The following is a 20,650-nucleotide window of genomic DNA, read 5'->3' as shown; positions in this document are numbered from 1 at the left end:
CACATACCTCCATTCGCAACCTGGTTTAGACCACTCCATCCCCCAGACGCTCTAGAGTGTTATGCGTGACACGTCGAGCAAAAATCGTCGCGACCCTCGGTCCCGCCACGTCGAGCCCGGAGATCCTCCGCAAGCTCGTCGACGCCGGACTGGACGTCGCCCGACTCAACCTCAGCCACGGAACCCACGACGACCACACGGCCAACCTCGCCAACCTGCGAGCAGCCGCTGAGGCCGCACAACGAGCAGTCGGCGTCCTCGCCGACCTCCAAGGACCCAAGATCCGCCTCGGCACCTTCGCCGACGGATCCGTCGAACTCGCCGTCGGCGACGAGTTCACCATCACCGTCGACGACGTCCCCGGAGACGCCACCCGCGTCTCCACCACCTACAAGGGACTCCCCGGAGACGTCCGCCCCGGCGACCGCGTCCTCATCGACGACGGCCGCATCGCGCTGGAATGCACCAAAACCACCAGCACCGACGTCCACACCCGCGTCGTCGTCGGCGGCCCCGTCTCCAACCACAAGGGACTCAACCTCCCCGGCGTCGCCGTCAGCGTCCCCGCACTCACCGACAAGGACGAGGAGGACCTGCGCTGGGCCCTCCACCAGGGCGTCGACATGATCGCCCTCTCCTTCGTCCGCAGCCCCGCCGACGCCGAGGAGTGCCACCGCATCATGGACGAGGAGGGCATCACCGTCCCCCTCATCGCCAAGATCGAGAAACCCCAGGCCGTCGAACGCCTCCAGGACATCATCGAGGTCTTCGACGCCGTCATGGTCGCCCGCGGCGACCTCGGCGTCGAACTCCCCCTCGAAAACGTCCCCATGGTGCAGAAACGCGCCGTCGAACGCTGCCGCGACAAGGCCAAACCGGTCATCGTCGCCACCCAGATGCTCGAATCCATGATCGGAGCCCCCCGGCCCACCCGCGCCGAGGCCTCCGACGTCGCCAACGCCGTCCTCGACGGCGCCGACGCCGTCATGCTCTCCGGCGAGACCAGCGTCGGACAGTACCCCGTCGAGACCGTCGAGACCATGGCCCGCATCGTCAGCGCCGCCGAGCAGGAATCCCTGCGCGCCTCGCACATCCTCAACCGGGTGCCCGAGACCACCGGCGGAGCCATCGCCCGCGCCGCCGCCGAGATCGGAGCCACCGTCGGCGCCAAGGCACTGGTCGCCTTCACCATGTCCGGCGAAACCGCACGCCGCCTGGCCCGCTACCGCTCGCCCATCCCGCTCATGGCCTTCACCACCGAAGAAGCCACCCGCGGCAGGCTCTCCCTCACCTGGGGAGTCGAGAGCAGCATCGTGCCCTGGGTCGACAACACCGACGACATGGTCCGCCAGGTGGAGAACGAACTCCTCCAACTCGGCGACTACCACAAGGGCGACAAGATCGTCATCGTGGCGGGCAGCCCGCCCGGAACCATCGGTTCCACCAACTCCCTGCGCGTCCACCGCCTCGGCGACGCCGTCGCCCTCGGCACGCCCTAGGAACCGCGGGAACCCGTAGGAAACAGTAAGAAACACCGGCGCCCCACACAGGGCGCCCACTGACGTGCCGCATCAGGTCCGGCCCGGAGGAAACGGCGTATGAGCCGCGCCGCCTCCCGGGTCAGGACCAGGTGCGGCCGGAAACCCCCGGGCACGGAACCGGCCCGGCTCGGCCCCACACCGGCGCACCCCCTCCCGGACGCGGCCGACCCCAAGGGACAGCCGACCCTCCCAGGCACAGCCCCCAAGGCAGCCCAGCTCTCTCAGGCCGCCGACTCACCCCGGGACTCCTGGTTCGCTGCCGCACCACCCTCGGGCAGCGCCCGCTCCAACGGCATGTCCCACGGCAACAGGTTCCACGGACTCCGGGAATCCTCCGTCAGCAGCCCCAACGCCGCCCACACCCGGTCCGTCCCGCCGTGGTCACCCTCCACACCCTTCTCGGGCCACAGCAGATAACCCGCGTGGAAGGCCGTCGACAACTGCTGCCACGACGCGTACCGGCGCTGAAGATCAGAGGCCACCCGCCGCAGCAGCGTCTGCGTCTCCACCGGACTCAACCAGTCCAACGACGCCCCACCGCACACCAGCCGGATCACGTGCACCGACTTCCACCACTGGTAGGCACCGATGAGCACCGTCTCGTCCGCCTCGGTCACCCCCGTGACCGCACGCAACCGGGCCACCTGCTCCTCGGTCAGACGCACGTGCTCACCCGTGACCTGGCCACCCTGCTCGCGGGGGAGACGCGACCGGGCGACCCCGCCAGCCAGGTCCACCACCAGATCCAGCGTCGGGCCGGTGCGCAGATCCTCCAGCAGGGTGTTCACCGCGGTCATCAGCGAATCCCGGTCGGTCACCCGCCACTGGCGCTCCAGCATCCGCCGGTAGGCCCGGCGCAGCGAGGGCCGGGCGACCACGTCCCAGGGTTCGGCCAGCGCCACCCGGAACGGCGCGGCCACGGCCGCCGCCCAGCGCTCGGTGCTCAACGGGGCGTCGGGGTCCTTGGTGCGCACGGCGGGGGACTCCCGGGAGCCGATCACCAGCTCCGCGAAGGAGCCACCGGCCAACAGCACCACGGGCAGGAACGCCCACCCCGGCTGGCCGACGGCCACGAGCAGGGCGATGAGCAGCGCGAAGGGGGTCAGCAACCATGGTTGGCGACGCTGGGAACCCCAGGCCACCACGACCCAGGCGCCGATCACCACTGCGCCGACGATCCCGGCCACCGCGGTCAGCACCCGCCGCTCCTCTCCTGAGAACTCGGATCCGGACTCCAAGCATCAAGGACGCGCGGGCGCCGGGGCGACCGAACTCACGGGTTGTACTCAGGTTGTGGCCGTGATGTGACCGGTTCAGCCCGGTTGCCCCGGCATAAAGTGACAAAGGACCTATTTGGGGTAGTACTGGCCGGGTAGTTACGCAGGTTCTGGTCCGTCTGTCCGGTCCCCGCGCTAACCCTCCTCAGTACTTGGGCCCGACGAAGGCGTCCATCCGCGCCACGGCGTCCTTCCTCGACACCGAGACGACGAGCTTGTCCCGCTTGGGCGGTCGGGGACTGGTGTGGCGCTTCCACGGGATTTCGAGCTGGTCGAGGGCATCGGTGAGCAGGCCGATGATGTCCTCGGAGACGTTGATGAACTGGTAGCGGGGATACTCGTAGTACTTCCACTCGTCGCTGACCCGCCTGCGCACCCTGTTGGTGATCCGGCAACCGTCGGAATGGATCAGGCCGCGAACGAACGATTCGAGGTACGTATCGACGATCTCCTGTTGCCAGGGTTCCAGGGCGATGGTCCGCTCGTGCTTCTTGCCGGGGCCGTGCTGCGGGAACAGGCAGGGCCAGTGCTTCCAGTCGCTGTAGACCTCGGTGCACCCGACACAGCTGACCCGGCCCACCGAGTGAGAGGGCAGAACCTTCGCCATGGTGGTCTCGCACTCGCGGATGAGTCCGGGCCAGGAGTCGCCGCAGTAGATCCTCAGGCGCCACACGCCCCGACTGCTGTTACCGGCGAGGTTGATGGCGCCGTCGCCGAGGTACAGGCCCAGGAGATAGCTGTAGGCGTCGGCTGCCACGGGTGGTCGGGGGAGAGGCTCACAGCGGGGGCATTCACCGTTGTCCCGGTACTTGTTGACGAGCGAGCGGTCCCGTGACCACTCGCGGAGGGTGGACCGGTTGATGCCCAGGCGACGGCTGACCTCGGCGTAGGAGATTCCGGAATCGAGCAGGGAGACCGCCGAACGGCGGACGTGCGATGAGTACATGACGTGCATGCTTGCTCACGCCTGTGACAGTCCGTCGATGGATTAACTACAGTGGGTTGATGTGTCCGATATGAAGAGAGCCACCCGATTGGGTGGCTCTGTAGCTGTGTGCCCTGAGTGGGATTCGAACCCACACTGTATGGTGTTTGAGACCATTTCCTCTGCCATTGGGATATCAGGGCTATTTCTGGGGCGAATCGGACATCCTGGCTGGCGTCCATCTCCCTGTCAGGGTAGCGCTGCTCCGCCAACGGTGCTGTCACGATTGACGCGCATCGCCGTCCCGACGCTCAGCATACTAACGGATCTCGGTAACCTCGTGTACGTGACGAGGACGCAGAGCCGCGTGGTGATCGCGGAAGACGAGGCCCTGATCCGCCTGGACCTCAAGGAGATGCTGGAAGAGGACGGCTACGCCGTCGTCGGCGAGGCCGGTGACGGGGAGGCCGCCATCCGCCTTGCCCAGGAGCTCAGGCCAGACCTGGTGATCACCGACATCAAGATGCCCGTGCTCGACGGCCTCTCTGCCGCCGAGCGCATCGCCGCCGAGCGGATCGCCCCGGTGGTGATCCTGACCGCCTTCTCCCAGCGCGAGCTGGTCGAGCGTGCGCGCGAGGCCGGGGCCATGGCCTACCTGGTCAAGCCCTTCAACAAGACCGACCTGGTGCCCGCCATCGAGATGGCCACCTCGCGCTACGCCGAGCTGTCCGCGCTGGAGTCCGAGGTCAGTGACCTCCAGGAGCGGCTGGAGACCCGCAAGCTGGTCGAACAGGCCAAGGGTCTCCTCCAGAGCCGCCACGGGATGAGTGAACCCGAGGCGTTCCGCTGGATCCAGAAGAACTCCATGGACCGGCGGCTGACCATGCGCAAGGTCGCCGAGACGGTCGTGGAGACCCTCGGCGGCGGAGGTAAGTGACCCTTACGACCGCGCGTCAACCAGGCTGAACAGGGGTCGCACCCGACCGGGTGCGACCCCTTCGTCGTCTCCGCCGCCTTCCTGTCAGCCCCGCCCCCCGTCTCCGCCCCGAACTGTCCTCCAGGGCACGGGAAGGGCGGAGGGGATGTGCAGATCAGGCCTTGGGAGGGGTGGAAACGAGACGGATGTTCAGGGTCAATCCGCCTGGGGTACCAGTTTGGTCTCGTTTGCGCACGATGGGGTGACGGTTGGATCACGTGGCTTTAGCTCTGCTGAATGACCAGCCTAAATCGGGCTAAACTCGCCGCACCGAACAGCAAAGGACAAGCGGTGTCGAATGCCCTCATTCGGTGCCGCCACCCTCAGATGCGCAAGGAGCGCGCGTGCGCACACGTCTCCTGACCGTGCTGCTCGCCCTGATCACCGCCATCCTGGTGATCCCCGGGCCAGCGGCGACGGCAGACGAACAGGGCGGTGAGTCGCTGCACGGCCGGATCCTCCATCCGGAGAACCGGGACCAGGGTGTCGAAGGCATCGTGATCACGGTCCATGACGGCGAGGACGAGGTCGGAGCGGCCACAACCGACTCTGATGGAATGTGGGAAGTGGGGCTGCCCGGACCGGGCACCTACCGCGTGGTGGTGGACCAGGAGTCCGTCCCCAGTGAGTTCGTCCTGCGAGAGGGCATCATCGTCGACGGTGAGACCGAGGTGGAGGTCGAGGCCAACGACCAGCGGCCCCTCATCGTCGCGCTGATGTCCCCGGGCCAGGCCGAGTCCGAGGAGGAGTCCGCCTCCCCCTCGGAGGAGGAGACCGAGGACACCCCGGCGGCCGGGGACGAGTCCATCGAGACCAACGTCGACAGCGGGAGTTCCTTCGGGGAGCGGGTCATCCAGCTCACCGCGTCGGGGCTCTTGTTCGGCCTCGTCATCGCGGTCTCGGCGATCGGGCTCTCCCTGATCTTCGGCACCACGAAGCTGATCAACTTCGCCCACGGTGACCTGGTCACCTTCGGTGCGATGATCGCCCTGCTCTTCAGCACCGGCGCCGCGGGTATGGGCAACTCCCTGTTGGCGCTCTTCGCGGGTCTGGGGGGCGCGGTCCTCATCGGCGGCTTCCTGGAGAACAGGCTCTCCCGGACCGTGCTGCTCGTCGCGCAGGGGGTGTCGATCCTCCTCGGCATCGTGCTCGCCACCGTTCTCGGCGTGCTGGGCGACGCGGTCGGCTGGAGCGTTCCGCTGTGGCTGGCCGCGGTGGTCGCGGTGGTCATGGGCGCGGTCCTGGGCGGGTCGATGGAGCGCTACATCTGGCGTCCGCTGCGGCACCGCAACGTCGCGATGATCCAGATGTTCATCGTCTCGATCGGCCTGGCCCTGGTGCTGCGGCACGTGGTCCTGGTGCTCTTCGGGGCGGGGCGTGAGCGTTACGCCGGGTTCCAGCTCCAGGAGATGGTGCGGATCGGTCCGGTGGAGATGCCGCCCCGCGACCTGGTGGTCATGGTGGTGGCGATCGTGGTCCTGGTGGGCGTGGCCTGCCTGTTGCAGTTCACCCGTATCGGCAAGGCGATGCGCGCGGTGTCCGACAACCGGGATCTGGCCGAGTCCTCGGGTATCGACGTCGACCGGGTCACGCTGTACGTGTGGGGCCTGGGCGGCGGTCTGGCGGCGCTGGGCGGTGTGCTCTACGGGCTCAACCAGGTGGTCGAGTACGAGATGGGCTTCCGTCTGCTGCTGATGATGTTCGCCGCGGTGATTCTCGGTGGTCTCGGTACCGCCTACGGTGCGATGGTCGGCGGTCTGGCGGTCGGCCTGGTGGCGATGTTGTCCACCCTGTGGTTCCCGTCCCAGCTCATGCAAGCGTGGGCTCTGGCCCTGATGATCCTCATGCTGCTGATCAGGCCCCAGGGCCTGCTCGGTCGGCGCGAGCGGGTCGGCTAGGAGAGACAGACGATGGATATCCTTTCGATCCTCGCGGAGTCCACCCGATCGGCGATCGGTCCGATCGCGGCGATCTACGCGCTCGCCGCGATCGGCCTCAACTTCCACTTCGGTTACACGGGTCTGCTGAACTTCGGTCAGGTCGGCTTCATGCTGGTGGGCGCGTACGGCGTCGGCGTCAGTGTGGCGGTGCTGGGCCTGCCGTTGCTGGTGGGTTTCGGTGTGGGCCTGTTGTGCGCGCTCGTGATGGCGTTGTTGTTGGGTATTCCGACGCTGCGGTTGCGGGCGGACTATCTGGCGATCACGACGATCGCGGCGGCGGAGGTGCTGCGCCTGGTGTACCGGGCGGGCTTCGCGGAGCCGCTGACCGGCGGTGTCTACGGTTTGCAGAACCTGGCGTCGGACTTCCGTTCGATCAACCCGTTCGACGGGGGCGAGCGTTACGGGTTCGGGGCCTTGTCCTACAGCGGTAACAACCTGTGGGTGCTGGTGGTGACGTGGACCCTGGTGCTGTTGATGGTCGGGGTGTCGTGGCTGCTGATGCACAGTCCGTGGGGGCGTGTCATCAAGGGCATCCGTGAGGACGAGGACGCGGTCCGCAGCCTGGGCAAGAACGTGTTCGCGTACAAGATGCAGGCGTTGGTGCTGGGCGGTATGGCGGGTGCCCTGTCGGGGTGCATGCTCGCGGTGTACCAGGCGGCGATCCAGCCGGACCAGTTCAAGCCGCAGGTGACGTTCTTCCTGTGGGTGATCCTGCTGTTGGGCGGTGCCGGGCGTGTGTTCGGTCCGGTGCTGGGCGCGATGGTGTTCTGGTTCCTGATGAACTTCACCGAGGGTCTGCTCCAGGGCCTGGGCTCGATCGGGTTGCTGCCGTTCCTGGAGACCACGGACTACGGTGCGATCCAGCTGGCCTTCGTGGGCCTGTTGCTGGTGCTGCTCATCGTCTTCCGGCCGCAGGGGCTCATCGGCGACCGCAAGGAGATGCTGATCAATGTCAAGTGATGACGTGAAGGACGGCGTCGGAAGCGGCGTCGGTGGTGACGACCGTATGGTCGGCGCCGAGCCGGTGCCCGGGTCGGCCAAGTCGGATCCGATCCTGGTGGCGGACGGTGTGCGCCGTTCGTTCGGTGGTCTGACGGCGGTGGACGTGGAGCACCTGGAGGTGCAGCGGGGCACGATCACGGCGTTGATCGGTCCGAACGGCGCGGGCAAGTCCACGCTGTTCAACCTGCTGACCGGTTTCGACCGGGTGGACCGCGGCCGGTGGACCTTCGACGGGACCGCGATCAACGGTCGGAGCGGTCACCGGGTGGCGCGGGCCGGGATGGTGCGGACCTTCCAGTTGACGAAGGCGCTGACCCGGATGACGGTGCTGGACAACATGCTGCTGGGTGCCCAGGGGCAGTTCGGTGAGCGGATGGCCGGTGCGTTCCTGCGGTCGGTGTGGAAGGGCCAGGAGCGGGAGAACACGCGGCGTGCGATGGAGCTGTTGGAGCGGTTCAAGCTCGTCGACAAGCGTGACGACATGGCGGGTTCGCTCTCGGGTGGTCAGCGCAAGCTGTTGGAGATGGCGCGTTCGCTGATGACCGATCCGTCCATGATCATGTTGGACGAGCCGATGGCGGGTGTGAACCCGGCGTTGGTGCAGTCGTTGCTGGGGCACATCACGTCGTTGCGTGACGAGGGCAAGACGGTGCTCTTCGTGGAGCACGACATGGACGTGATCATGGGTATCAGCGACTGGATCGTGGTGCTGGCGCAGGGGCGGGTGATCGCTGAGGGGCGTCCCTCCGACATCCGGTCCAACCAGGAGGTGATCGACGCCTACCTGGGTGCTCAGGAGGAGACGGCCGTGGCCGGTGGGAGTGACGATGACTGAGAACGGGAGTCCGAACCCCAAGAGGGCGGCGGTGGACGAGGCCGCCGTGGTCCAGGAGCACCGTGAGGAGGCTCTGGAGCAGGCGGGTCCCGGGGCGGAGGTGGGTGGTCCGGAGGACTACCTGTTGTTGGCCCGGGACCTGGTGGCGGGGTACGTGCCGGGGGTGAACATCCTCAACGGGTGCACGTTGACCCTGTCCGAGGGTGAGGTCGTGGCGATCATCGGCCCGAACGGCGCGGGTAAGTCCACGTTGATCAAGACGGTCTTCGGGTTGATCCCGGTGCGTGAGGGTGGTCTGACCCTGCGGGGCGCCGACATCGCGGGTCTGCCCGCGCACGGTCTGGTGGAGCGGGGGGTGGGTTACGTTCCGCAGACGCAGAACGTCTTCCCGTCGCTGACGATCGAGGAGAACCTCCAGATGGGGGCGTTCCTGCGTCCTCGGACGTTCTCGGCCCGGTTCGCGGCGGTGGCGGAGTTGTTCCCGTTGCTGGCGGATCGGCGTAGGGCCAAGGCGGGTTCGCTGTCGGGCGGCGAGCGTCAGATGGTGGCGATGGGCCGTGCGCTCATGATGGAGCCGTCGGTGCTGCTGTTGGACGAGCCGACCGCGGGTCTTTCCCCGATCTACCAGGAGGAGGTCTTCCAGCGGGTCAAGGAGGTCAACGAGACGGGTGTCTCGGTGGTCATGGTGGAGCAGAACGCGCGGCGTTGCCTGCAGATCTGTGACCGGGGTTACGTGCTGGACCAGGGGCGCAACGCCTACACCGGTAGCGGCGCGGACCTGTTGAACGACCCGAACGTGATCGAGCTGTACCTGGGGACGTTGGCCAAGGGTTGACGTCCGTGTCGGCGGGGGCGGGGCCTGGGGCCCCGCCCTCCGTCGTTGCCGGGGTGTGTGTTCCCGCACCCGGGGGAGGGTTGTGGGAGATGGCGTCCCGGGGCCGGACAAATTACCCTGGGGGGACGAACACGTTCGTGTTCGGTCGGGGCCCCGGTCGCGCCGTGGGTAACGGGGTGGCGGGGAGGATGACGACGGCGGTACGACGGTTCGGTTGGCGGTGCGCAGGAATGCGGTACCGGGGCCGGGCGTTGGGATCCGTTGAAGAGGACGGGACCCGTTTCGGCGGGCCGGTCCAGACGCGACCAAAGGGGTCACCGGTCCAGCCGCGATCCCTTTTCAGAGGAGCTTTTCAGCATGACGGTTCAGAGCGAGACCACCGAGGGGATCATCCTCACCGACGAGGCGTCGAGCAAGGTCAGGGCGCTCCTTGAGCAGGAGGGGCGGGACGACCTGCGTCTTCGCGTGGCCGTTCAGCCCGGTGGTTGCTCGGGGCTGCGTTACCAGCTCTACTTCGACGAGCGTGAGCTCGACGGTGACGTCGTCAGCGACTTCGGTGGTGTGGAGGTCGTCACCGACCGGATGAGTTCCCCCTACCTGATCGGTGCCACCATCGACTTCGTCGACACGATCGAGAAGCAGGGGTTCACCATCGACAACCCCAACGCCACCGGTTCCTGCGCCTGCGGTGACTCCTTCAACTAGACGTGTCGCCGGGCGGGCCGCGGGTGTCGCCCGTTTTCCGGTGCCGTTCGGGGACCTCGGGGGAGGGCGGAGACTTCCGTCCTCCCCCTCGTCGTGTGTGCTGGCCGTGTGTCCGGTCGTCGCGGGTCCGGTTCCGGGGCGCCCGCGGTGGGCGGCATGTGAGGCGGCGGGAGCACTGGATACCCTGGGGCGGTCCGAGGCGGGCACGTTCTCGGCATGCCCGCGCCCCCGTCCGGTCAGTAGACCGACACCTGCCGACCAAGGAGTCTTCGTCCCGTGCGTATCGCGGTTGCCGGATCCATCGCCACCGACCACCTCATGTCCTTCGAGGGGCGGTTCGCGGAACAGATCATCCCCGACCAGATCGAGCAGTTGTCGCTGTCCTTCCTGATCGACGAGTTGGATGTCCGGCGCGGTGGTGTCGCCGCCAACATCTGCTTCGGTATGGGCGGGTTCGGTCTCCGTCCGGTCCTGGTGGGCGCGGCGGGGGCCGATTTCGAGGACTACCGGTCCTGGTTGGACCGCCATGGTGTGGACACCTCGGCGGTGTACATCTCGGAGTTGCGCCACACGGCCCGGTTCATCTGCACGACGGACCGGGACCAGAACCAGATCGCGTCCTTCTACGCGGGTGCGATGGCCGAGGCGCGCAACATCGAGCTCCAGCCGATCGCGGACCGTCTGGGCGGGTTGGACCTGGTGCTGGTCGGGGCGGACGATCCGGCCGCGATGGTGCGCCACAGTGAGGAGTGCCGGACGCGCGGTATCGCCTTCGCGGCGGATCCCTCGCAGCAGTTGGCCCGTATGGAGGGCCCCGAGGTGCGGGGGCTGGTCGAGGGTGCGGCGTTCCTGTTCACGAACGAGTACGAGAAGGCGCTCGCGGAGCAGAAGACGGGTTGGTCCGACGCCGAGGTCCTGGACCGGGTGGGTACGCGTGTGACCACGTTGGGGGCCAAGGGCGCGCGTATCGACCGCCGGGGTGAGCCGAGTGTGCACGTTCCGGCCGCCGCGGTCGGTGAGCTGGTGGACCCCACGGGTATGGGTGACGCCTTCCGGGCCGGTTTCCTGGCCGCGCACTCGTGGGGGCTGTCCCTGGAGCGTGCCGCGCAGGTCGGTAACGCGACGGCGGTGCACTGCCTGGAGGCGGACGGGCCCCAGGAGTACACGCTGACGCCGGCTTCGCTGCTGGACCGTCTGGAGCGGTCCTACGGTGCCGTGGCCGCGGCCGAGGTGAAGCCCTTCGTGTAGGGGTCGGGTGCCGTCCCGGTGTGTTCCGGGGGCGTCCCGGGTCGGGGTGGTGTCCGCGAACCCGTAGAGTAGGGAGTCGCGACCCGCACGACCCGGTCCGTCTCCGGATCGGGCCGCGCCCCGCACGGCCCCCGCTCCCCAGGGAACAGGTGGCCCGCACGGGGAGCCCCGTGCCCGCCGGTGCGCTGAAACGCGTGCCGGTTTCCCAGCCCAAGCCGTCCGCGTGGGGTCGCCGCGACGGTGGGGAACCCGCCCTGCTTCCGTGTGCTCCGGCATGCCGGTGGGGCTCGGGCGCCGTGAGCGCCTCCCAGATCTAGGCCAGCCTTACCTGGGATTCCCCTGATTCATCCGGAAAGGACATTGCATGCGCTACACCGGACCGAAGGTGCGGTTGTCCCGGCGCGCCGGTACCCCGCTGACCCGTAAGGCGGTCAGCTACTTCGAGAAGCGTCCCTACCCGCCCGGTGAGCACGGCCGCCGCGTCCGCCGCAACAGCAGCGACTTCGCGGTCCGCCAGGCGGAGAAGCAGAAGGTGCGCTGGTACTACGACCTGACCGAGAAGCAGCTGCTGCGGGTCTACGAGAACTCCAAGAAGCGTCCGGGCCGCACCGGTGAGGAGATGCTCGCCGAGCTGGAGCTGCGTCTGGCCACGGTCGTACTGCGCGCCGGTCTGGCGGCTTCGATCTACGCCGCCCGCCAGTTCGTCAACCACGGTCACATCACCGTGGACGGCAAGAAGGTCGACATCCCGTCGTACCAGGTCAAGCCGGGTCAGATCATCGGTGTTCGGGAGAAGTCCCGCAACATGGTGCCGTTCGTCGAGGCCGCCGAGGGCATCCACGCCGACGACAAGATCGCCGGTTTCCTCGCCGTGAGCCACAAGGACCTGCGCGTCGCGGTCACCGACCGCCCCAAGCGCGAGCAGATCCCGGTGCCGTTCGACGAGCAGCTGGTCGTGGAGTTCTACGCCCGCTAGTGGTGGCGTCGGGCTGACGCCCGGCGTCCCCGGACGCCCGAGCGCACGACGCGAGGCCGCGCGAACCCCGGGTTCGCGCGGCCTCGCTGTGTTCGGAGGGGCGGAGTGTGGATCTGGCCACGTCCCTTATTCGGCGGGGCATGAATTGTTATCGCAACGGAACCGAAAACCGTCGGGTGTTCTGCCGCGGGGTTTCGGTCACCCTGGCCCGCCCCCGGAACGGGTCAGTACCTGCGTCTGATGTGGAAGGCGCTGCCCCGTCCCAGGGGCTGTTCGGCGAGGAAGTCGTGCATCTTCATCCGGCACCAGGCCGGGATGTCCGCGCTGGCGGCGGGATCGTCCGCGGTCACCGCGATGACCCCGCCGATGGGGACCTCGTGCAGCCTGGCGGCCAGCATGATGATGGGGATGGGGCATTTGCGGCCCACCGCCTCCACGGTGACCAGAGGCGGCTGGGGCTGCTGTGGCGGGTGTTCGGGCACGGAAGAACCCCCGTGTGTCGTCGTCCTGTGGTGCCCATCCTGTCCCGCTCACGCCCGTAAGGCGAACCCGGTTAAGGGCGCCGTAAACCCAGCGATACGCTCGCCTTGTTCTCTCCTCGTGAGACGTCCGCACCGCCCGTGAGGGCGGCGGGGACACGATCGACGAAAGGAAGAGGGCCCGGGGGGACGCCGGGCCGCGCTCCGTAGCCAGCCGGGAGGGCATCCTCCGCGGGCGAACGGGCCCGGCTCCGCGCACCGCCGTACGCTCCGTTCGGGGGTGTCTGGCAACACGCTGACCAGGCAAGCCCCTGAACCGGGCGTTGGGCGATTCGCGATAATGTTTCCCCCTGAAAAGCTTTGGATACTTAGGCCGCCCGTGGAGGATCCACGGGCTACACCGCTGGGAAGGCAATCCGTGAGTCCGACCCGCCAAGAGAATCGGCGCCGCAACCTGCGCCGATGGGCACCACGCGGCGCCGCGCTCGCCGTGCTGGGGCTGGCCGCGACCGGCTGCGCGTCGAACGATCTCACTCGTTTGGGCATGCCGGAACCGATCACCGACCAGGCTGAGCGTGTTCTCTCGCTCTGGCAGGGCTCCTGGGTGGCGGCTTTCGCGGTCGGCATTCTCGTGTGGGGACTGATCGCCTGGTCGATCATCTTCCACCGCAAGCGTTCTGAGCAGTTGCCGCCCCAGGTGCGGTACAACATGCCCATCGAAGCGCTCTACACCGTCCTGCCGATCGTCATCATCTCGGTGCTGTTCTTCTTCACCGCGCGTGACCAGGCGATCCTGCTCGACACCGACGAGCCCGCGGACGTCAACATCGAGGTCGTGGCCTTCCAATGGGCCTGGCAGTTCAACTACCTCGACGACAAGAAGGAGAACGGCGGGGAGGTGCTCTTCTCCGAGACGGGTATCCCCAACCCCGACGGCACCGCCGATCCCTCGACCCAGACGACCCTGGTTCTGCCCGAGGGCGCGACCGTCCACTTCGACCTCCACTCGCCGGACGTCATCCACTCGTTCTGGATCCCCGCGTTCGGCTTCAAGATGGACGTCATCCCCGGCCGTGACAACGCCTTCCAGGCCGACCTGCAGGACGACAGTGAGGGCGAGTACATCGGCCGTTGCGCCGAGCTGTGCGGTGTCGACCACGCCCGCATGCTCTTCAACGTCACGGTCCTGCCCCAGGACGAGTACGAGGCGTGGGCCGCCGAGCAGCGCGAGGAGGCCTCGCAGGCCGAACTCGAGGCCGCCGAGATCGAGGGCAACGAGTCCGGGGACGCCGAGTCCGGGGCCGCCGAGCCCACGGAGGACGTGGAGTCCGGTGAGGGCTCGGGTGCCGAGGGTGCGGGTGCCGGCGGCGCCGGCACCGACGAGGAGGGCACCGGCTCCGGCGGTTCCGACGCCGAGGAGAATGAGCAGTAATGAGCAGCACGCCAAAGGGCGGCGGTCACGTTCCGTCGCGCAAGGGGTCGATGGTCGTCAAATGGATGACGTCCACCGACCACAAGGTCATCGGGTACATGTACCTGATCACCTCCTTCGTCTTCTTCCTCTTCGGTGGTCTGCTCGCGGTGCTCATGCGCGTCGAGCTGTTCTACCCGGGTATGCAGGCGATGAGCAACGAACAGTTCAACCAGCTGTTCACCATGCACGGCACGATCATGCTGTTGATGTTCGCGACCCCGCTGTTCGTCGGGTTCTCGAACGTGATCATGCCGTTGCAGATCGGTTCGCCCGACGTGGCGTTCCCGCGGATGAACCTGTTCAGCTACTACCTGTTCCTGTTCGGTAGCCTCATCGCCATCGGCGGGTTCCTCACCCCGGGCGGCGCGGCCAGCTTCGGCTGGTTCGCCTACACGCCGCTCTCGGACGCGGTCCGCTCGCCCGGTCTGGGCGGCGACCTGTGGATCATGGGTCTGGTCGTCTCGGGTCTGGGCACGATCCTGGGCGCGGTCAACTTCATCACCACCGGTCTGTGCATGCGCGCGCCCGGTATGACGATGTTCCGCATGCCGATCTTCACCTGGAACACGCTGCTCACCAGTGTCCTAGTGCTCATCGCGTTCCCGGTCCTGACCGCGGCCCTGATCGCCCTGGGCGCCGACCGCATGATCGGCACGCACGTGTTCAACCCCGAGCACGGCGGCGCCATCCTGTGGCAGCACCTGTTCTGGTTCTTCGGCCACCCCGAGGTCTACATCATCGCGCTGCCGTTCTTCGGTATCGCGACCGAGATCCTGCCGGTGTTCAGCCGCAAGCCGATCTTCGGGTACAAGGGCCTGGTGGCGGCGACCATCGCCATCACCGGTCTGTCGGTGACGGTGTGGGCGCACCACATGTTCCCCACGGGCGCGGTCCTGCTGCCGTTCTTCTCCTTCATGAGCTTCCTCATCGCGGTGCCGACCGGCGTGAAGTTCTTCAACTGGATCGGCACGATGTGGCGGGGCCAGATCACCTTCGAGACGCCGATGCTGTTCGTCATCGGGTTCCTGGTGACCTTCCTCTTCGGTGGTCTGACCGGTGTGCTGCTGGCCTCCCCGCCGATCGACTTCCACGTCACCGACTCCTACTTCGTGGTGGCCCACTTCCACTACGTGGTGTTCGGCACCGTGGTGTTCGCCATGTTTGCGGGCTTCTACTTCTGGTGGCCCAAGTTCACCGGCAGGATGCTCAACGAGAAGCTGGGCAAGTTCCACTTCTGGCTGCTGTTCCTGGGCTTCCACGGCACGTTCCTGGTCCAGCACTGGCTGGGTGCGGCGGGTTTCCCGCGCCGCTACGCGGACTACCTGCCCACGGACGGCTTCACCGGGCTGAACCAGATCTCCTCGGTCTCCTCGTTCGTGCTGGCGGCCTCCACGCTGATCTTCTTCTGGAACATCTACGTCACCGCGAAGAAGGCTCCGCTGGTTACCGTGGACGACCCGTGGGGGTACGGCTGCTCGCTGGAGTGGGCGACCTCCTGCCCGCCGCCGCGACACAACTTCACGTCGCTGCCGCGCATCCGGTCCGAGCGTCCCGCGTTCGACCTGAACCACCCGCACGCCGCGGCCCCGGGCGTGGTCCCGGTGTCGGCGGGCGTCACGAAGGAGTAGGGCGCAATGAAGACGCAGGCCTATCTGTTCATGGGCGTGTCGACCTTCTTCGGTCTGGCAGCCGCCCTGTACGCGTACTGGTCCTGGCAGGACACCGGCACGATCGAGTGGACGGGTACCACCGCCCTGGTGGTCTCCATCGGCTTCGGCTGGATGATCGGTTTCTGGCTGTGGCAGGCGGCCCGTCGCAGTGAGCACTTCCACGGGCTTCCCGCGGAGGAGCGGCTGGACGGGGAGATCTCCGAGAACGCCGGCGAGTACGGGTTCTTCAGCCCGCACAGCGCGTGGCCGCTGTGGGTGGCGATGGCCGTCGCGTTCACCGCGGTGGGTGTGACCATCGGCTGGTGGATGGTGTTCATCGGCTTCTTCGCCATCATCCTCACCGCCATCGGTTGGATCTTCGAGTACTACCGCAACGAGTTCCAGCACTAGCGGGAGCGGTTGCCGGCGCCCCGTGCGCCGGGAGGCCCACCTCACCCCGGCGGCTGGTCGTGTCCACGTGATACGACCGGCTGTCGGGGTAGGTTTTTGTGTGGGCCTGTCCTGGCAGTGGTCCCCTCGGGTGCGAGCCCGCCGTGTGCGCACCGGGGTTCCGCCTCAACGGATGTTGGAGGTCCTTGGCGTGAAGGGACGAGTTTCCCGGTCGGTGTCCCGCCGTCTGGCGGCCGTGACCGCCGCCGTGGCCCTGACGGTGACGGCCTGTACCACCACTCCGGAGGAGGAGCCCGAGGCGGCTCCCGGGGAGGAGCGGCCGTCCGGGCCGCGGATCACCATCACCCCGGAGGCGGGAGCCGCCTCCGTCGCCCCCGACACCCCGGTACGGGTGTCGGTGGAGGAGGGGGCCGTCACCGACGTCAGCGTCGAGCAGGTCCCCGCCGAGGCGGCGAGCGCGCCGGAGGAGACCGGCGGGGCCGGGGAGGAGTGGGAGTTCACCGGCACCCTCAGCGAGGACGGCACGCGGTGGGTGAGCGACTGGAACCTCCGCCCGGGGGCCTCGGTCACCGTGCGGGCCACCGCGGAGGACGACGGCGGTGAGGAGTCCGAGGCCGTCGCCGAGTTCACCACCGAGGCGGCCGTGGCGGGGCGGCGCCTCGAACTGGCCTCCAACTTCCCCAACTCCGGTGACACCGTCGGTGTGGGCATGCCCGTCATCGTCAACTTCGACATGCCCGTGCGCAACAAGGTCCAGGTCGAGAACTCCATGGAGGTGACCTCCGAGCACGTGGTGGAGGGCGCCTGGAACTGGACGAGCGACAAGACGGCGGTGTTCCGTCCCCAGGAGTACTGGGAGCCCCACCAAAGGGTCACCGTGGACATGCGCCTGGCCGGGGTGGATGCCTCCGAGGGGGTCTACGGTGTCGAGAACCACCGGCTGACCTTCGAGGTCGGCCGTGAGCTGGTCGCGACCATGCACGTGCCCGACCACCAGATGCGGGTGGCGGTCGACGGCGAGGCCGCCCGTACCATCCCCGTGAGCAACGGTGAGGCCTCCGAGCGGTTCAACACCACCACCTCGGGGACCCACCTGACCATGACCAAGCACGAGTCGCTGGTGATGGACGCGGCCACCCTCGGCATTCCCGAGGACTCGCCGGACTACTACAAGCTCGACGTGGACTGGGCGGTGCGCACCTCCAACAGCGGCGAGTTCGTCCACGCGGCGCCCTGGAACGACCGGATCGGCGAGGCCAACACCTCCAACGGCTGCACGAACCTGAGGGTGGAGGACGCCCGCTGGTTCTACGACACGGTCCTGATGGGTGATGTCCTGGAGACCACCGGGACCGACCGGGAGCTGGAGTGGAACAACGGGTGGGGTTTCTGGCAGCGCTCGTGGGAGGAGTGGTTGTCCCACAGCGCCACCGGCGAACCCGACGTGACCGACGGGGAGGGCACCCCCGCGTCCGTGCACGGCGAGGGCCTGTGACCGGTGGCCGGAAAGGCGCACCGAACCGCCCCGTCCGCCCCGGGCCTGGGGCGCTTCAGTCGCACCGGCAACGTTTCCGGCCAGCTAGTCGGGGGCCTCGGTGCCGTCCAGGAGGGCGCCCAGACGCCGGGCGGTGTGCTCCCAGGTCCACTTCCGGCTCACCCATTCGCGGCCCCGAGCGCCCATCGTGGCGGCGCGCTCGGGGTCCTTCAGTAGCCGGATGACGGCCCGCGCGGCGGGTCCGGGCAGGGTACCGTCCACGACCAGGCCGGTCTGTCCGTCCAGGACCGTGGCGGGAGCTCCTCCGGAGTCGCCCGCCACCACGGGCAGGCCGCAGGCGGAGGCCTCCAGGTAGACGATCCCCAGCCCCTCGGCCTCCAGGCCGCCCTTGCGGCTGCGGCAGGGCATGGCGAACACGTCCGCGGCGTCGTAGTAGGGCGGCATGTCGTGGTGGGGGACCGATCCGGTGAAGACCACCGAGTCCATGCCGCGCGCGGCGGAGAGCAGGCGCCGCCGGTGGGGGCCGTCGCCCACGATGAGCAGGACGGCGTCGGGTACGTCGGCCAGGACGCGCGGCCAGGCGCGGATCAGGGTGTCCTGTCCCTTGCGCGGTACGAGTCGTGACGCGCACAGCACCACCGGCCGGTCGCCCAGGCCGTGGCGTTCACGGACCTCGTCGCCGCCCGCGCCGGGGCGGAAGGCGTCGGTGTCCACGCCGGGGGTGAGTTGGCGCATGCGTGCCGCCGCGTCCGGGGACAGGGCCCGGGCCAGGTGGCGCCGGGTGTACTCGCCCAGGTAGGTGAGGGTGTCGGTGGTGTCGCCGATGCGGCGCAGCGCCTCCCGGGAGCCGGGGAGGGCGGACCACCAGGTCTCGTGACCGTGGCTGATGGCCACCTGGCGTGTGACCGGGGTGTGCTCGCCCAGTCGGGCGGCGAGCAGGCCCAGCGGGGCGGAGGCGCCGTAGAGCACCGTGTCGCAGCCCTCCAGTTCGGCGATGGCGCGTGCCCGTGCGGCCACACGGGGGGTGGGCAGGAGGACGCGCGCGGCGTCGCGTACGACGGGGAAGGGCTGGCGCAGGTCGAAGTGCGGGTCGGCGGCGGCGTCGGCCGGGGCGGGGGAGGAGCAGTAGACCACGACCGATCCCCGCGGGCGGCGTAGGGCCATCTCGTGGACGAAGGCCTCGATGCCCCCGGCCTTGGGCGGGAAGTCGTTGGTGATGATCAGAGTTCGCGGCACGGGGGTGAGTCTAGGACCTGTTCCCGGAACGGGGTCTCAGCCTTGGGGGCGGTTCGGGCGCCCGGACACGGAAAGCGCCGCGCGGAGCGCGTGGTGGGGGTGCCCGGCTGGGTGACGGGGAGGAGAGGACTGCGCGGAGCGGAGGCCCCGGAAGAGCACCAACGGCGCCGTGTTCCGCGCGTGCCGGGTCCTCGGGCCCGTCGTGTTCGGTGGGCCGTGTCCGGGTGCGGGGCCGACACGACGGTGCCCCGCGACGGGGTGTCGCGGGGCACCGGGGCGCGGGGCCGGTCAGGGACGGACGGCGGTGACGAAGTTGTTGCGGTAGTAGCTGTTCAGGGTCACCGTGCCGATGGGGCGGGACGAGGTGGAGGCGTGCACCATCACGTTGTCGCCCGCGTACATGCCCACGTGGTCGGGGCCCTGGGGGCTGGAGTAGAAGAACAGCAGGTCGCCGGGCTGTTTGTTCTCCCAGGAGACGCGCTGGCCGGCGTTCACCTGCTGGTAGGTGGTGCGGGGCAGGTTCACGCCCGCGGCGCCCCAGGCGGCCTGGGTCAGGCCGGAGCAGTCGTAGCCTTCCGGACCGGTGCCGCCCCAGACGTAGGGCTTGCCGACCTGGTCGTAGGCGAAGTCCAGGGCGACCGCGGCGCTGCCCGTGGCGGGGCCGGTGTAGTCGGCGCCTCCGCCGCCTCCGCCGCCTCCGCCGCCTCCGCCGCCGTCTCCGCCGGTCTGACCGATGTTCTCGGTGGCGGCGGCCTGTTCCTCGGCGGTCAGCTCTTCGAGTAGTTCCTTCTGCTCCTCGAGGGCCGCGTCGGCCTCCTCGGTGGCCTCCTCCGCCTCCTGGAGGGCCTCGGCGGCCTCCTCCTCGGTGGAGGCGGCCTCCGCCCGCAGGATCTCCAGGTTCTCCAGCTCCGTGGTGTACTCCTCCAGGTTGCCGTCGTGCTGCTCGGCCAGGTAGTTCAGGTCGGCCTGGTGGGCCAGGGCGTTCTCGGGCCCGGCGGAGCTGATCAGACGGTGGAAGGAGGTGAAGTCGACACCGGTGTAGGTGGAGTTGGCGAGCTGGCGCGCGCCCAGGCCGAGTTCGGTCACCTTCTCCTCGGCGGCCTCGATCTCCTCCTCGATGCCCTCCAGCTCCTCCTGGGCGGCCTCGTGGGTCTCCTTGGCCTCGTTGTAGGTCGCGTTGAGTCCGATGTACTCCTCTTCGAGGCTCTGGATCTCTTCGCGGACCTCGTCGGCGGTCGGATCCGCGTGGGCCGCCGCGACGGGGACGAGGAGGGTGGCCGCGGCGAGGGAGGAGACGATCGCCGTGCGGCGTCTGCGGACATGACGGGATGCCAACACGTGGGGTAACACCTTTCTCCCCTTGTCCCAGGCCGTGAAGGATCAAGGGATGCGCCGGGTGGGAGAGGCCTCGGAAAGCGGGGCCGGTGATGGGCGGCCGTGGCCCGAAAAGGGGGATGGGGCGGCCCGACCCGGTGCGCGGCTGTCACCGCCGGGGGGCGGTGAAGAGGAGCAACCGCGCTCGGCGTTGAACACTAGTGCATGGGTCGGGTGGCTCTCAACCTTTTCGTGATGTTCTGCCGGTTGGTGCTGTGTGTCCGAAAACCTTTTTTCTGTCCCTTAGAGCTCATCTCATTTGGGTTCTCGGT

18 protein-coding genes and 1 tRNA gene are annotated in these 20,650 nt (G+C 68.3%); 13 read left to right on the top strand and 6 right to left on the bottom strand.

Going from position 1 to position 20,650, the window contains the following annotated elements:
• The first annotated feature begins 65 nt into the window (after positions 1–65).
• Positions 66–1,499: a pyruvate kinase gene (pyk, locus tag D455_RS0125745; RefSeq protein ID WP_017573540.1), complete on the top strand. Its 1,434-nt coding sequence runs from the start codon at positions 66–68 to the stop codon at positions 1,497–1,499.
• 263 nt (positions 1,500–1,762) lie between these two features.
• On the opposite strand, the gene D455_RS0125740 is transcribed toward pyk, so the two are convergent.
• The 3 genes from D455_RS0125740 to D455_RS0125730 all read right to left on the bottom strand — a co-directional run bounded on the left by D455_RS0125740 (position 1,763) and on the right by D455_RS0125730 (position 3,946).
• A complete protein-coding gene (locus D455_RS0125740) occupies positions 1,763–2,740 on the bottom strand; it encodes a DUF1266 domain-containing protein (protein ID WP_017573539.1) in 978 nt (325 codons plus the stop codon).
• 223 nt (positions 2,741–2,963) lie between these two features.
• Entirely contained in the window at positions 2,964–3,764 is an 801-nt protein-coding gene (locus D455_RS0125735) for a transposase (protein WP_026122979.1), read from the bottom strand.
• 109 nt (positions 3,765–3,873) lie between these two features.
• Positions 3,874–3,946 (bottom strand) — tRNA-Leu (locus tag D455_RS0125730).
• Between the two features lie 164 nt (positions 3,947–4,110).
• Between D455_RS0125730 and D455_RS0125725 the strand changes: the two genes are divergently transcribed.
• The 8 genes from D455_RS0125725 to rpsD all read left to right on the top strand — a co-directional run bounded on the left by D455_RS0125725 (position 4,111) and on the right by rpsD (position 12,260).
• Positions 4,111–4,680, top strand: a complete 570-nt coding sequence (locus D455_RS0125725) for an ANTAR domain-containing response regulator (RefSeq protein WP_017573537.1) — start codon at positions 4,111–4,113, stop codon at positions 4,678–4,680.
• A gap of 383 nt (positions 4,681–5,063) precedes the next feature.
• Complete coding sequence (locus D455_RS0125720; RefSeq protein WP_017573536.1) at positions 5,064–6,617, top strand: branched-chain amino acid ABC transporter permease; 1,554 nt, start codon at positions 5,064–5,066, stop codon at positions 6,615–6,617.
• 12 nt (positions 6,618–6,629) lie between these two features.
• Positions 6,630–7,619: a branched-chain amino acid ABC transporter permease gene (locus D455_RS0125715; RefSeq protein ID WP_017573535.1), complete on the top strand. Its 990-nt coding sequence runs from the start codon at positions 6,630–6,632 to the stop codon at positions 7,617–7,619.
• Positions 7,609–8,496, top strand: a complete 888-nt coding sequence (locus D455_RS0125710) for an ABC transporter ATP-binding protein (protein WP_026122978.1) — start codon at positions 7,609–7,611, stop codon at positions 8,494–8,496. Before D455_RS0125715 ends, D455_RS0125710 begins: the two co-directional genes overlap by 11 nt.
• Positions 8,489–9,331 carry an ABC transporter ATP-binding protein gene (locus tag D455_RS0125705; RefSeq protein WP_017573533.1) on the top strand — a complete coding sequence of 281 codons (843 nt, stop codon included), beginning with the start codon at positions 8,489–8,491 and terminating at the stop codon, positions 9,329–9,331. Before D455_RS0125710 ends, D455_RS0125705 begins: the two co-directional genes overlap by 8 nt.
• 357 nt (positions 9,332–9,688) lie before the next feature.
• Positions 9,689–10,036, top strand: coding sequence for a HesB/IscA family protein (locus tag D455_RS0125700; RefSeq protein WP_013154170.1), 348 nt, complete (start codon positions 9,689–9,691; stop codon positions 10,034–10,036).
• A 276-nt stretch (positions 10,037–10,312) separates the two neighbouring features.
• Positions 10,313–11,284 (top strand): carbohydrate kinase family protein, encoded by a 972-nt coding sequence (locus tag D455_RS0125695; protein WP_017573532.1) that lies wholly within the window; start codon positions 10,313–10,315, stop codon positions 11,282–11,284.
• Between the two features lie 364 nt (positions 11,285–11,648).
• Entirely contained in the window at positions 11,649–12,260 is a 612-nt protein-coding gene (rpsD, locus tag D455_RS0125690; RefSeq protein WP_017573531.1) for a 30S ribosomal protein S4, read from the top strand.
• A 224-nt stretch (positions 12,261–12,484) separates the two neighbouring features.
• Here the strand turns inward: rpsD and D455_RS0125685 are convergent, their stop codons facing one another.
• Entirely contained in the window at positions 12,485–12,742 is a 258-nt protein-coding gene (locus tag D455_RS0125685; RefSeq protein WP_017573530.1) for a sulfurtransferase TusA family protein, read from the bottom strand.
• Between the two features lie 376 nt (positions 12,743–13,118).
• Between D455_RS0125685 and ctaC the strand changes: the two genes are divergently transcribed.
• From ctaC to D455_RS0125665, 4 genes are all read left to right on the top strand, one after another.
• A complete protein-coding gene (gene ctaC, locus D455_RS0125680) occupies positions 13,119–14,171 on the top strand; it encodes an aa3-type cytochrome oxidase subunit II (RefSeq protein WP_449289322.1) in 1,053 nt (350 codons plus the stop codon).
• Positions 14,171–15,841: an aa3-type cytochrome oxidase subunit I gene (gene ctaD / locus D455_RS0125675; protein WP_026122977.1), complete on the top strand. Its 1,671-nt coding sequence runs from the start codon at positions 14,171–14,173 to the stop codon at positions 15,839–15,841. The genes ctaC and ctaD overlap by 1 nt, the downstream gene beginning before the upstream one ends.
• Positions 15,842–15,847: 6 nt before the next feature.
• Positions 15,848–16,273, top strand: coding sequence for a cytochrome c oxidase subunit 4 (locus tag D455_RS0125670; protein WP_017573527.1), 426 nt, complete (start codon positions 15,848–15,850; stop codon positions 16,271–16,273).
• Between the two features lie 190 nt (positions 16,274–16,463).
• A complete protein-coding gene (locus D455_RS0125665) occupies positions 16,464–17,768 on the top strand; it encodes a L,D-transpeptidase (RefSeq protein WP_026122976.1) in 1,305 nt (434 codons plus the stop codon).
• Between the two features lie 84 nt (positions 17,769–17,852).
• Here D455_RS0125665 and D455_RS0125660 read toward each other — a convergent pair whose 3' ends face one another.
• Together D455_RS0125660 and D455_RS0125655 are read right to left on the bottom strand one after the other, a co-directional pair.
• On the bottom strand, positions 17,853–19,004 hold the full coding sequence (locus D455_RS0125660) for a glycosyltransferase family 4 protein (RefSeq protein ID WP_017573525.1): 1,152 nt from the start codon (positions 19,002–19,004) through the stop codon (positions 17,853–17,855).
• A 288-nt stretch (positions 19,005–19,292) separates the two neighbouring features.
• Positions 19,293–20,342 (bottom strand): C40 family peptidase, encoded by a 1,050-nt coding sequence (locus tag D455_RS0125655; RefSeq protein ID WP_017573524.1) that lies wholly within the window; start codon positions 20,340–20,342, stop codon positions 19,293–19,295.
• Positions 20,343–20,650: the final 308 nt, after the last annotated feature.

Origin of the sequence: Nocardiopsis halotolerans DSM 44410 (assembly GCF_000341065.1) — a bacterium.
Lineage (GTDB): Bacteria > Actinomycetota > Actinomycetes > Streptosporangiales > Streptosporangiaceae > Nocardiopsis > Nocardiopsis halotolerans.
The sequence above is the reverse complement of the archived record's forward strand: the minus strand, read 5'-3'. Positions and strand labels throughout refer to the sequence as shown.

Coding starts and splice junctions, on each gene's coding strand:
- D455_RS0125670 (WP_017573527.1), top strand. CDS start 15,848: ATGAAGACGCAGGCCTATCTGTTCATGGGCGTGTCGACCTTCTTCGGT.
- rpsD (WP_017573531.1), top strand. CDS start 11,649: ATGCGCTACACCGGACCGAAGGTGCGGTTGTCCCGGCGCGCCGGTACC.
- D455_RS0125700 (WP_013154170.1), top strand. CDS start 9,689: ATGACGGTTCAGAGCGAGACCACCGAGGGGATCATCCTCACCGACGAG.
- D455_RS0125710 (WP_026122978.1), top strand. CDS start 7,609: ATGTCAAGTGATGACGTGAAGGACGGCGTCGGAAGCGGCGTCGGTGGT.
- D455_RS0125735 (WP_026122979.1), bottom strand. CDS start 3,764: ATGTACTCATCGCACGTCCGCCGTTCGGCGGTCTCCCTGCTCGATTCC.
- ctaD (WP_026122977.1), top strand. CDS start 14,171: ATGAGCAGCACGCCAAAGGGCGGCGGTCACGTTCCGTCGCGCAAGGGG.
- D455_RS0125715 (WP_017573535.1), top strand. CDS start 6,630: ATGGATATCCTTTCGATCCTCGCGGAGTCCACCCGATCGGCGATCGGT.
- D455_RS0125705 (WP_017573533.1), top strand. CDS start 8,489: ATGACTGAGAACGGGAGTCCGAACCCCAAGAGGGCGGCGGTGGACGAG.